Genomic DNA, 12,835 nt, shown 5'->3' with positions numbered 1-12,835 from the left:
AAGTTCAAATTGAAAGGGAGCCAGAATAAATGAAAACCTATGATTATATTGTTATTGGTGGCGGTAGTGGCGGGATTGCTTCTGCTAACCGCGCAGGAATGCACGGAGCCAACGTCCTTTTAATTGAGGGCAACGAAATTGGTGGGACCTGTGTCAACGTTGGTTGTGTGCCTAAAAAAGTCATGTGGCAAGCCAGCAGCATGATGGAAATGATGGAAAGAGACACAGCAGGCTACGGGTTTGATGTTGAAATCAAAAATTTTAGCTTTAAACAATTAGTTGAAAATCGTGAAAAATATATCAACTTCTTACATGGTGCGTATAATCGTGGTTTAGACAGTAACAACATTGAACGTATCCATGGTTACGCTACGTTTACTGGGGAGCAAACAATTGAAGTCAATGGGACAGAATATACGGCGCCGCACATTTTAATCGCGACAGGTGGTCGTCCGAAAAAACTAGGTATTCCAGGAGAAGAATATGCCTTAGATTCAAACGGCTTCTTTGCGTTAGAAGAAATGCCAAAACGTGTGGTCTTTGTCGGTGCAGGTTACATCGCAGCCGAATTAGCAGGAACCTTACATGGCTTAGGCGCAGAAACACATTGGGCCTTCCGTCATGAACGACCATTACGAAGCTTTGATGACATGCTTTCTGAAAAAGTCGTAGAACGCTATCAAGAAATGGGCATGCAAATTCATCCGAATGCAACACCAGCTAAAATTGAAAAAACGGCGCAGAATGAGTATGTTATTACATTTGAAAATGGTGAATCAATCACGACAGATGCCGTGATTTTCGGGACAGGCCGTCAGCCGAACACGGATCAATTAGGCTTAGAAAATACGAAAGTAGCCCTTGATGAAAAAGGCTACGTCAAAGTAGATAAATTCCAAAATACCACGCAAAATGGTATCTACGCAGTCGGCGATGTTATTGGGAAAATCGACTTAACGCCAGTCGCGATTGCCGCTGGTCGGCGCCTGTCTGAACGCTTATTTAACGGACAAACCGATTTATATTTGGATTATAACTTGGTACCAACGGTGGTCTTTACCCATCCACCAGTTGCGACAATTGGTTTGACGGAAAAAGCAGCGCTTGAAGAATATGGCGAAGACCAAGTGAAAATCTATCGCTCTAGCTTTACGCCAATGTACTTCGCTTTAGGAGAATACCGTCAAAAATGCGACATGAAATTAATCTGTGTTGGCAAAGAAGAAAAAATTGTCGGTTTGCATGGCATCGGCATCGGTGTTGACGAAATGCTACAAGGCTTTGCAGTCGCTATTAAAATGGGCGCAACCAAAGCAGATTTTGATAATACTGTTGCGATTCATCCAACAGGCTCAGAAGAATTTGTAACAATGCGATAAAAGGCGAATAGACCCCAAAAAAGAGCGTTGCTGATGCAACGCCCTTTTTTGAATACACGAGTTATACTATTGGATTCGTAAAAAGTAATTTTTTATATCATACCAATAACCACTTTTCCATCTTTTAACTACTGACTTTTCCAAGAAATATGCTATGATTAAAAAAATCAGCAAAACAGAGGGTAGGGAGTTAGAGGATGGATAAAATTAGAATCAACAACTTGAAATTTTTCACAAAAAATGGTGTTTTGGCAGAAGAAAAACGTCTAGGACAGCAAGTAGAAATCGACCTTGAAATGCAGTTGTCGCTAGCCGAGGCAGGGCGAACAGATGATGTCACCCAAACAGTCAATTATGCCGAAGTGAATGAATTGATTGCCCAACGAGTAAACAATCACTCGTACGATTTAATCGAAGGTTTAGCGAGTGCTATTTTAGATGATATTTCCGCAGATTATCAAGAACAATTGAACAAAATTATCATTAAAATTAGAAAATATAGTGTGCCGATGCCCGGCCTTTTTGACAATATTGAAATTGAAATGGAGCGAGAAGTATAGATGATTGGCTATGTAGCATTAGGTAGTAACGTCGGCGATCCATACGCAAATTTAGTGAAAGCCCGCAATTATTTAAACGAAGACCCGCAGATTCAGGTCGTGGCTTCTTCAAAACTTTATGAAACGGATCCTTACGGCTATACAGACCAAGATGATTTTTTGAACGCCGTATTGAAAATTGATACTAGCTATACCGCTGAAGAGTTATTGGCTGTTACCCAAGGGATTGAGCAAGCAATGAAACGTAAAAAATTAATTCACTGGGGTCCGCGGATTATTGATATTGATATTTTATTATTAGGGGAACAGTCAGTCGCGTTGCCCCACTTACAAGTTCCTCATCAAGAATTAACAAAACGGTCATTTGTTTTGATTCCCTTAAGTGATGTTTACGCAGAGGAACAACTATTGGGCGCGCCAATAGCTACGTGGATTCAGCGCAGTGGCAATCAAGAAGAAGTGCGAGTAAGCGAAAAGGAATGGTAGAGATGGAGCAGGAAAAACAAGCGCAAATTGAGCAGGCAGTTACCACAATCTTAGAAGCAGTGGGGGAAGATACTCAACGGGCAGGACTCATTGATACACCCAAACGCGTAGCTAAAATGTATGCAGAAGTTTTTAGTGGATTAACCGAACCTGAATTTGATGATTATAAATTATTTGATAGCTTAAATGAAGGCGAAATGGTTTTAGTAAAAGATATTGCCTTTTATTCAATGTGTGAACACCATTTATTGCCATTTTATGGAAAAGTACATGTCGCTTATCTGCCAGAAGGTGGCAAAGTATTGGGACTAAGCAAGTTACCAAGATTAGTAGAACATTGTGCCAAACGTCCCACAGTTCAAGAAGATTTAACAGTGACAATTGCCCGCAAACTCCAAGAAAATATTCCCGTCAAAGGCATTGCAGTAGCCATTGAAGCGGAACATATGTGTATGACGATGCGCGGCGTGAAAACACCACAAAGTAGCACCAAAACATTTCAATTTACCGGACTATTTAAAGAACAAGAGTGGAAAAATCAATTTTTAATGGAGATACGTTAGAAAATGGAAATCATTGTTGGCACGAATAACCAAGGTAAGTTAAAAGAAATGCAATCAGGACTTAAGGACCCCGCTATTCAACTTGTCTCTTATCGAAAGTATACCACCAGTCAAGAACAACCTGCAGAAACTGGTACTACGTATGCTGAAAATGCTTATCTAAAAGCTCGCTTTTTCCAACAATTAATTGGCCGCCCAGTGTTAGGTGATGATGGCGGCTTAACGTTAACTGCTTTTCCTGATTTATTAGGTATTCATACAAGCCGCTTTTTCCATTCAGCCAATCCGGAAGAACAGAACCGCGAACTGTTGCACTTATTTGAAGGGCAACAGTCGATTCGCGAGTTAACCTTATCAGCCACGTTGGTCTATGTACTCGATGACGACAAACTGTTGCAAACGGAAGCCACTTTGACTGGTGAATTAGTTGAACCGCGCGGTACAGGCGGTTATGGTTTTGATCCGATTATTTATTTACCAGACCGAGGCAAAACCTTAGCGGAGTTGTCCACGAGTGAACGAATGAAGATAAGTCCTAGAATGCGGGCTTTACGAAAGATGATTCAGCAGATAAAGGAGCAATGTGACAATGATTGATTTAAAAAAGAATTACCAAATTATGGGGATTGTCAACACGACCCCCGACTCTTTTTCTGATGGCGGTAGCTACACAACGGTCGACGTGGCCTATCAACATGCGCTTCATTTACTAGAAGCGGGGGCCGATATTTTAGACATTGGCGGCCAATCCACACGTCCTGGCTACGAAGAAGTTTCTCCACAAGTTGAGGCAGACCGAGTATTACCGTTAATAAAAAAAATACGTGAGACTTCTCTAGCGCCGATTTCTGTGGACACCTACTATCCCGAAGTAGCGGAAGCCGCGATCCAAGCTGGCGCCACAATGATTAATGACATCAAAGGATTAGACACTCCGGGGATGGCAGAAGTCCTCGCGCAATATCCTGAAATCCAAGTTGTGATTATGCATTCTAGAAAACGCCAATCTCTTTCTTTAAAAGAAGAGTTACACCAATTTTATACAGAAAAAATTGAACAATGCCAAAAATATGGGCTTTCCTTAGAAAAAATTTGTTTCGATCCAGGGATCGGCTTTCATAAAACTGTCGCAGAAAACCTTCAATTGTTAAAAGATCCTAACGCCTTTCGCTACCAAGATTATCCGTTACTATACGGCGTTTCTCGCAAACGAACCATTGGCGCTTTAACGAACGAACCAGAACCAGCCAACCGTGATTTTGGTTCAGCCGCTGCTTCCTTGTATGCAGCACAACAAGGCGTAGAAATTTTACGTGTTCATAATGTCCAAGGCTTAAAACAAACATTTGATGTCTGGCGAGCATTGTCGGAGAAGGAGTAAAGGCGGAGCAATAGACTAAATAGACCGACCATCTTTTTTGATGGTCGGTCTGTTTAGTCTAAAAAATTTTAGTTGGCTGAATCGTTTTATCCCAGTAAACGGTGCGCGATTTTTATTACAAAAGAAAGCGGCTGTTGAATAATCAGGAAAGTAAGCGTATTCTAGGAAGGTACAAATGTGTTATACTACACAAGTAGGAAGTTTATGACGGTGGCAATTTCTCAAAAAAAGGGGGACTGCCAATGTTTTTGCTTGTTTGCTCTTTCCCTAGAAAGGAATAGTAGTGACTGTCTTTGAAGCATTGATGCTTGCGATTGCTTTCGCAACGTTAATTGTCAAAATCAGTAATAAAAACGACAAAAAATAAACCCGTCATAACCTTTAGCGAAGATTGACGGGTTTATTTCCGTATTAAAATCAAGCTACCGTCTTAAACGGTCTACCCGAGAGCGTATGTCTAGTACGCTCTCTTCGTGTTTATTATACCAAGGTATCACCTAAAAAGCTAGCCGCTAAATCCTCAATAGGATCCAGCGGCTTTTTTAATTTTCTCTTGTCAAAATCGTTTGTGTAATTTCATACAATTGTTCTTTCGCTTGGGCCTTTGTTTCAGGAAGTTTGCTGATTTCTTTCAGCGCTTTTTCTGTGTAATGAGTGGCTAATTGTTGGGCCTTTTCTACGCCACCTAGTTCATGGACAAGACGATAAATTTCCTGTGTTTCTTCATCGGTCAAGGCTTCTTTTTTCATTAAAAGTGGCAACAAGACTTCACGATTGGCTTCAAGTGCATAAATCAAGGGCAAAGAATACACGCCTTGACGTACGTCTTCTAAGACGGGTTTGCCGATAGCATCGGCAGTTTGTGTATAGTCCAAAATATCATCAATAATTTGAAAAGCCAGTCCGATATTTTCGCCGATTTCACCACAACGTTTGGCAAAACGTTGGGAGGTGCCACTTTCATAGGCACCGACAAAACAACTTAGCGCAAACAATTCCGCTGTTTTCCCGGAAATATTTTTTAAATATTGGTCAATCGTTACCTCGAAATTATAGCGATTGTCCATTTGACCAAGCTCACCAGTCAGGACTTTTTCCATACTGCGCGAATTTAATTGAATGCTTTTTAATGAAGAAGAATAATCAGATAAGAGCTTGAAGCAGCAAACAAAAAGATAATCGCCTGTATACACGGCTGTGCTATTTCCAAAGCGCGAACGCAATGTTGGCAAGCCACGACGCGTATCGGCTTCGTCGACAATATCGTCGTGAACTAACGTGGCGGTATGCAGTAATTCAATGGAAGCCGCTAACGCTGTCGCCTTTTTAGGGTCCCGCTGTTCACCAAAATAAGAGAACAACAGTTGGTAGGCTGGACGTAGCAATTTGCCGCCAGAATGAATCATGTCATGGACAGCAGCTTGAATCTCTTGATTATCGATTTGAACCGCTTGTTCCATCAAGCGAAGAGTAGTTGTTAATTCTTTTGATAACGTAGGATAGGTATTCCACATAGGATGTATATTCATAAGATGACTCCTTTAATTGTGGCGGACAGGTTTTCAATTAGAAAAATTGACTCCACTTATGTTTCGTTGTTTGTTCATAATTCAGTTGGAATTTTCGTAACGTCTGGACATGTTGTAGTAAATAATTAGCGGCAATCCCAATGGCAATCCCCGAGAGTAACCCAAACAGAGATAAAAATGGTAAGTACAGCATCGGCGCCCACGAATGAGCAAAGAAAGAGGTCGTTAGCAACTGACCAACGTTGTGTAAGAAACCACCAACGGCACTAATCCCAATAATGCTGACCCGTTTTGGCCCCAGCTGCTTGACAAGCAACATGCCGAAATAACTTAATAAGGCACCACTGGCACTATAGAAAAAGGTCGAAAGTGTGCCGCCCAGTAATGTCGTTAAAATCAAACGTAAACAGACCAGGAAAAAACTATCACGCTTACGCATGGTGAAAATCGCAATAATGGTAATTAAATTTGCTAGACCGAGCTTTGCCCCAGGAGCAAATGCGAAAGGGTAAGGAATCATATTTTCGATTAAACCAATAATGACCCCTTGGGCAACGAGCATAGCAATATAAATATTCTTGTGTAATTTGCTCATAGTTGTCGTGCTTAATAAATTAAGCTACCGTCTTCACTCCCATCAGAAGCTTCCACGGTGATAAACAAATTGTGGGGCAGACAGGCAATCGGGGTTTCACCAGGTTTGGAAATCCAGCCTCGTCGAACATCCACTAAGTCAGCACAGTTGGCTTCCTTCACGCGGATACGATCACCATCTACTTCAATCAGGTTGTAATCACCGTCTTTTGCTTCGTATTTATATGTATAATGCGGGCCGTCCTTTTTTAAGTCAAAGACTTTGATTACTTTGTTGTCTACTTTCAAGACTGCTTGATACGTAGCCGCTTCTTGACCACGGTTTTGCATGGCAAAAACAACAAGGGGCAGAAAAGAACCAAGAACTAAAATAGCAATAATAATAACGTCCCATGTTTTCAAGCGACTTTTCTTAATGAATTCTTTGATCGTCATTTTCTTCTCTCTCCTTTGGTGTTTTTTTCTTGTCTATCATAACACAGTGAACGGAAAAGAAGTATTCTTTTCCAGTTGAGCCACCATATTATATAAAAGAAAATATGTGGGACAAAAGTCATGCTTGACTGCTGTCCCACATACTAAATCCTATGATAGTCAGCTGGAGACATGTGTCTCAGCTTTTGCTCGTAGTTGTCAATCGATTATCGATTGCTTACTTACCGCCGTATCTAGCTTTCGGGGTACCATACCACGCTTTACCAAGTTTGCGTTGAATCCATGGAATTACCCAGCGGTCTAAACCGACAGCACGGCCTGAACCGTTCATCAAAGCAAAAGCGACAAAGATAAACCAGATATTTACCCAATAGAACATGCCAGATAAACAGAAGGCAATTGTTAAACCAATTGTAGCAGCACTTGATAACCAAGTGAATAAACCAGCAATCAATGCTAAAGCAATACATACTTCAACGATTGTCATGAATTTTTGCATGAACAAAGCAACTTCTTGGTTTGGCATCATAAATTTCATTACGCTTTCGAACCATTTAGGCATGTGATCAAACACTTGCATTGGTGTTTCGCCGTAAGCGTAGCTTAAACCAAAGTGCGCTGCTTGTGTTGCCGCATCGGCACCACCGCTTGCCGCCGCATCCGCCGCACCACTTGCAGCAGTTGTTGCTGTTTCAGTTGCTTGAGAAGCACCTGTTGTTACTTGTTCTTGTAACCAAGGGAATGGGAAAACGACTTTATCTGTGAACCAAGAACCATCACCAAACCAAGTGCTTGGTTTCAAGTAATCGCCGTTGCCGACAATTTTCTTCATTGATTCGACTAACCAAACCATACCATAGAAGACACGTAGCGGAACACTCCACAAGACATTGCCGTAACGAGACGTATGTCCGCGAGCAACAGAACGATCATCTTTAATATGGAAGATTTCGTGCATAATGTATTGGAACATATAGTAACCAGAACGAATATCAAAGAAGTATTTCAAGTTAACGATATGTTTCATAATGATGGCTAAGAAACCACTCAAATGAATTTTATCGAATAAGTTGGCAACGCCCCATTTCGCGCCGATGGAAACCATGAATCCTTGGTAGTTTCCTTTAAAGGCGTGTTTTTCGCCGCCTTTAATATCTGCAACGATGTTGGCAGCCGCAGTATGACCTGTTTGTTCAGCTGCTTGAACGATTTGAGGAGTTGGTGTATTTGGTGTTTCTTCATAATAAACCAAGTCACCAATGATATAAATGTTTTTGTCTTCGTAGCCTTTTGCTTGCATGTATTCATTCGCAACTAAACGACTACCACGTGCTGCTTCTAAACCAAAGTCAGCGGCATCAGAAGTTGCTTTCACACCAGCTGTCCAGATTAATGTATGCGTTGGTACTTCAGAACCATCTTTTAATTTAATGTGATCTGCTGCAACTTCAACGATTGGTGAGTTCAATAATAATTGAACATTTTTCTTTTCTAGATAACGTTCTGCTTTGGCAGCATCGTTACGAGATAACATGTTTAAGATGGTTGGCATTGCTTCAACAACCATTAATGTAATTTCGTCTGGATCAATTTTGGCATCTTTCGCTAAACGATCTTTCCAGTCGATTAATTCGCCGACCATTTCGATCCCAGTAAAACCAGAACCACAGACAACGAATGTTAACATTGCTTTGCGTACTTCAGCATCTGGTTCGATGGCTGCTTTAGCAACGGTTGCTTCAATGTGATGACGAATTTTCACTGCATCATCAAATGACCATAAGGTGAAACCATTTTCTTTCACGCCTGGTGTTCCAAAGTCGTTTGGTTCGCCACCCATACCCAGAATTAACTGGTCAAATGGATAAGAACCTGCTAAAGTTTTCACAACTTTGTTTTCTTTGTCGATCCCAGTAACAGTATCTGTTACCAATTTTACGTTTTTCTTGCGTGAGAACAAACGTTGTAAGTCGTATTGAATTGCTTCTGGTTCAACACGTCCGCCTGCTACTTCATGCAATTCGGTCATCATAGTGTGGTAAGAATGGCGATCAATCAATGTGATTGTTACGTCCGTATCTTTTTTAAATTTCTTTGCTAGAAATTTAGTAGCTGAAACGCCAGCATACCCAGCACCTACAACGACAATATTTTGCTTTGTCATTGACAATCCGCTCCTTAATATTGTAAGTAGTAAAATAGTGATAATGATTAATAAGTACACAATCGACTAACATTATATAAGTATTTCACGAATTTGTCTAATATAAATTTTAATTGTCAACAAATTTACTCCAACGATGAGTTTTTGATGAAAAAAAGACCGAAATGTAAATATTTTTAGGGGATGGTCTTGACAACGTTTTTAAAACCATTATAATGTGTAATGTATCACAAACTTTTAATGTTTGTGAAAATCATGAAAGAAAAGGTGACTATCAATGAAAGTGAATAAATTTGTTAAAGGTTTTGCGGCAATTGCATTATTTAGTTTAGTATTAGCAGGCTGTGGCGCAGACAAGAAAGACAACACAACGAACTCTTCTAGCGCAGCATCTTCAGAAACGAAAAAATCAACTGAATCATCAGCACCAGCGAAAAAAGTTGCCGGTGGCGATTTAAAAGATGGTACGTATAAATTAGAAGAAAAAAATGAAAAAAATGGTTACCGTGCAGTCTTTGAAATGACTGTAAAAGACGGCAAAATCACTGAATCTAAATATGACAACATCAATGCTGACGGCAAATCTAAAACAGAAGACACTAAGTATGAAGAAAGCATGAAAGCAAAATCTGGTGTTGGACCAAAAGAATACATCAAACAATTAAACGATTCTTTTGTTAAAGCACAAAGCGCAAGCGGTGTGGAAGTAGTAACTGGTGCGACTCATTCATCTGAATCATTCCAAAACTACGCACAACAATTAATCCAAGCAGCACAAGCTGGTAACACAGACACAATCGAAATCGACAATGGGGCAACATTGAAAGATGGTACGTACTCATTGAAAGAAAAAAATGACTCAAACGGCTACCACACAACATTCTCAATGACTGTGAAAGATGGTAAAGTGACTGAATCTAACTACGATAACGTGAACGCTGACGGCAAATCTAAAAAAGATGACACTGAATACGAAAGCAAAATGAAAGACGTTGCTGGCGTTGGACCAAAAGAATATATCGAAACATTAAACAAAGAATTTGTTAAAGCAATGGGCGAAGAAGACGGCTCACCTGCAGGTGTTGAAGTGGTAACTGGTGCAACACACAGCACACATTCATTCATCAACTACGCACAACAATTAGTGAACGCTGCTGAAAAAGGCGACACAACTGAAATCGTTGTTGACAACATCGTAACAAAATAATTAGAAATAAATGAATCGTGAAGTAGTTCCTGAAATGCTTTTCAGCAATTACTTGACACCATTGAGGGGTTGGGAAAAAGTCGGTTGGCTGACTTTCCCGCCCCTTTTTCTTCGCTAGTTCTGTCCATCATTTCACAAATTTTTTCACAGAAATTTGTGAATTTCCAAGAGAAAGACTTTTCATTTTTTCCAAAAAAGGCTACTATGCAAGAGAACTTATTTTTTAATTAAAGAAGGAAAGAAGAGGGAATCCTATGAAAAAGAAACTTCTGCTCATGGTGAGTGTTCTAGCAGTGCTGTTTGTGGCAGCTGCTTGTTCCTCAAAACCAGAAGCGAAAATTAATACAGAACCATACTCTGACCGTCAAACAATGCTTGGTACCTACGTTCAAATTCGCATCTACGATGATGGCAAAGAAGACGTCTTACCGAAAGCCTTTGCCCGCGTCAAAGAACTAGGCGATAAAATCACGGTCAACCAACCAGGTTCAGAAATTGATGAAATCAACCAAGAAGCAGGCGTGAAACCGGTCAAAGTCTCAGATGACCTGTATCCTTTGTTGAAAAAAGCCTATGAATACAGCAAAGACTCCCGCGGTGGTTTCGACATGGCAATTGGCCCAATCACCTCTATGTGGCACATTGGCTTCGATGATGCCCGCAAACCAAGCCAAGCCGAAATTGATCAAGCCTTGAAACTTGTCGATTACACGAAAGTCAAATTCAACGACAAAAAGCAAACCGTTTACCTTGAAGAAAAAGGCATGCAATTGGATTTAGGCGCAATTGCCAAAGGCTTCATCACCGACGAAGTTGTGAAAGTCCTCAAAGACAACGGCGTCACCACCGCTATTGTCGATTTAGGCGGAAATGTTTACGTCTTAGGACACAGCCCACGTGGCAAAGACATGGACTGGACAGTCGGCATTCAAGACCCGAATAAAGCCCGCAACACTGTTTTAGGTCAAGTCAAAGAAAGCAACAAAACCTTAGTCACATCAGGAATTTATGAACGCTACTTAAAAGTCGATGGCAAAACCTACCACCATCTCTTTGATCGTGAAACTGGCTATCCGTTTGATAACGACATCGCGGGTGTCACCATTATCACCGACAAATCCATCGATGGTGATGGTCTCTCAACAGCCGTCTTCTCAATGGGCGTCAAAAAAGGACTAGAATATGTCGAAAGTCTGAAAGGAACCGATGCCATTTTCGTCACAAAAGACGACAAAGTCTACATCAGCAAAGATATCGAAGGCAACTTTGAAATCGGCAAAGACTCTGGCTATACGATGGGGAATCGGGCCGATTTGAAATAAGGAGCGACTAAAAATGTCTTTAAATGTGTTTTTAAAAGTAGTGGAAATTCAGACGAAGCTAGCCAGTCTCTTTCCCTTTATTATCGGGGTCTTGTTTTCAATGACCTATTTTGGGGAAGTCCAGTGGGGCAACACGCTGGTTTTCTTCATTGGCATGGTGGTCTTTGATATGGCCACCACCGCCATTAATAATTACATGGACTTCAAAAAAGCCAAATCAGACGTCTATAAATATGAAGAAAACATTATCGGACAATCAGGGGTTTCACCACAACTAGTTCGCAACATGATTTTCGCCATGATTGCCTTCACTGCCGTTGTGGGTGCGTACTTAACGGTTCAAACCGGCTGGCTCTTCCTCGTATTAGGCGGGATTTGCTGCTTCATCGGGATTTTCTACACGTATGGACCGATTCCGTTATCCCGCATGCCCTTGGGGGAAATTTTCAGTGGCTTCACGATGGGCTTAGGCATCTTCGTCTTAACCGTTTACTTGAATGTCGTCACCAATCCGCCGTTTTACTTAACGGTCGATTTTGCTAGCGGCGCCTTTCGCTTAGACGGCAATCTCTGGGCGGTGCTTGCGATTGTCGTGGCGTCCTTGCCCTTGGTCTGTTCGATTGCTAACATCATGCTCGCCAACAATTTACGGGACTTAGACACGGATATTGAGAACCACCGTTATACATTAGTCTATTATATCGGGCGCCCAGCAGGGATTGTGCTGTTTCAAGTGTTAGCGCTAGCTGGTTATCTGGTGATTTTATTCGGCTTCATTAGTGGCATTTATCAATGGCCAGTGTTAATTACATTTGCTACTTTGCCTGTCATTTGGAAAAATATTCAAACGTTTAAACAAGAATTGCCGCAGCCGAAAAGTTTCCGTCATTCCATTAAAAACTTAATGGTTTTCAATGGCACCTATGCCTTAGGGCTATTCATTAGCGCCTTACTTGGTTAGTCTTGCGGAAAAATAGCGGGCTGGGCGAAAAAAATACTGTTTTTTTTCAGGTGCCTACTTCAAAACAATCAAACAAAGCTCAAAATGTTAGTATTCGTTGCTAACATTTTGAGCTTTTCTTGTTAAAAAGAGCGGAATCTTAAAATTTTGTCAGGGGATTTTGGTAAAAATTTGCCGAAATCGCCCTTTTTTTGAGCCGATTATTAAATAACAGCTGTTGTAACCCTTGTCAGAATAGGAACCTTCAAAATTTT

General features: G+C 40.9%; 13 protein-coding genes. 9 read left to right on the top strand and 4 right to left on the bottom strand.

Annotated features, from left to right (window positions below; translation table 11 throughout):
* Window positions 1-29 precede the first annotated feature (29 nt).
* From gor to folP, 6 genes are all read left to right on the top strand, one after another.
* Window positions 30-1,379, top strand: a complete 1,350-nt coding sequence (gene gor / locus IGK54_RS12770) for a glutathione-disulfide reductase (RefSeq protein ID WP_033594852.1) — start codon at window positions 30-32, stop codon at window positions 1,377-1,379.
* A 197-nt stretch (window positions 1,380-1,576) separates the two neighbouring features.
* Entirely contained in the window at window positions 1,577-1,939 is a 363-nt protein-coding gene (gene folB, locus IGK54_RS12765; protein ID WP_002354733.1) for a dihydroneopterin aldolase, read from the top strand.
* A complete protein-coding gene (gene folK, locus IGK54_RS12760; RefSeq protein ID WP_002378871.1) occupies window positions 1,940-2,425 on the top strand; it encodes a 2-amino-4-hydroxy-6-hydroxymethyldihydropteridine diphosphokinase in 486 nt (161 codons plus the stop codon).
* On the top strand, window positions 2,419-2,988 hold the full coding sequence (gene folE / locus IGK54_RS12755; RefSeq protein WP_002383148.1) for a GTP cyclohydrolase I FolE: 570 nt from the start codon (window positions 2,419-2,421) through the stop codon (window positions 2,986-2,988). Before folK ends, folE begins: the two co-directional genes overlap by 7 nt.
* Window positions 2,989-2,991: 3 nt before the next feature.
* Window positions 2,992-3,585 carry a non-canonical purine NTP pyrophosphatase gene (locus IGK54_RS12750; protein WP_002386218.1) on the top strand — a complete coding sequence of 198 codons (594 nt, stop codon included), beginning with the start codon at window positions 2,992-2,994 and terminating at the stop codon, window positions 3,583-3,585.
* Entirely contained in the window at window positions 3,578-4,369 is a 792-nt protein-coding gene (gene folP, locus IGK54_RS12745) for a dihydropteroate synthase (RefSeq protein ID WP_002386219.1), read from the top strand. The genes IGK54_RS12750 and folP overlap by 8 nt, the downstream gene beginning before the upstream one ends.
* A gap of 542 nt (window positions 4,370-4,911) precedes the next feature.
* On the opposite strand, the gene IGK54_RS12740 is transcribed toward folP, so the two are convergent.
* The 4 genes from IGK54_RS12740 to IGK54_RS12725 form a co-directional block, all read right to left on the bottom strand.
* On the bottom strand, window positions 4,912-5,898 hold the full coding sequence (locus IGK54_RS12740) for a polyprenyl synthetase family protein (protein ID WP_002358954.1): 987 nt from the start codon (window positions 5,896-5,898) through the stop codon (window positions 4,912-4,914).
* 37 nt (window positions 5,899-5,935) lie between these two features.
* Window positions 5,936-6,493, bottom strand: a complete 558-nt coding sequence (locus IGK54_RS12735) for a Gx transporter family protein (RefSeq protein WP_002354743.1) — start codon at window positions 6,491-6,493, stop codon at window positions 5,936-5,938.
* Window positions 6,494-6,504: 11 nt separating this feature from the next.
* On the bottom strand, window positions 6,505-6,927 hold the full coding sequence (locus IGK54_RS12730) for a NusG domain II-containing protein (RefSeq protein WP_002354745.1): 423 nt from the start codon (window positions 6,925-6,927) through the stop codon (window positions 6,505-6,507).
* 217 nt (window positions 6,928-7,144) lie between these two features.
* A complete protein-coding gene (locus IGK54_RS12725) occupies window positions 7,145-9,091 on the bottom strand; it encodes an NAD(P)/FAD-dependent oxidoreductase (protein ID WP_002354747.1) in 1,947 nt (648 codons plus the stop codon).
* A gap of 277 nt (window positions 9,092-9,368) precedes the next feature.
* Here IGK54_RS12725 and pplA point away from each other — a divergent pair, with 277 nt between their 5' ends.
* The 3 genes from pplA (at window position 9,369) to menA (ending at window position 12,581) form a co-directional block, all read left to right on the top strand.
* On the top strand, window positions 9,369-10,298 hold the full coding sequence (gene pplA / locus IGK54_RS12720) for an extracellular electron transfer flavoprotein PplA (protein WP_002368513.1): 930 nt from the start codon (window positions 9,369-9,371) through the stop codon (window positions 10,296-10,298).
* 254 nt (window positions 10,299-10,552) lie between these two features.
* Entirely contained in the window at window positions 10,553-11,620 is a 1,068-nt protein-coding gene (locus tag IGK54_RS12715) for an FAD:protein FMN transferase (protein ID WP_033594840.1), read from the top strand.
* Between the two features lie 13 nt (window positions 11,621-11,633).
* Window positions 11,634-12,581: a 1,4-dihydroxy-2-naphthoate polyprenyltransferase gene (gene menA, locus IGK54_RS12710; RefSeq protein ID WP_010821964.1), complete on the top strand. Its 948-nt coding sequence runs from the start codon at window positions 11,634-11,636 to the stop codon at window positions 12,579-12,581.
* Window positions 12,582-12,835 lie beyond the last annotated feature (254 nt).

The sequence above is a fragment of the Enterococcus sp. DIV2384 genome (genome assembly GCF_050534975.1).
In the GTDB taxonomy this organism is placed as follows: Bacteria; Bacillota; Bacilli; order Lactobacillales; family Enterococcaceae; genus Enterococcus; species Enterococcus faecalis.
This window is presented reverse-complemented; position numbering and strand designations above follow the sequence as displayed.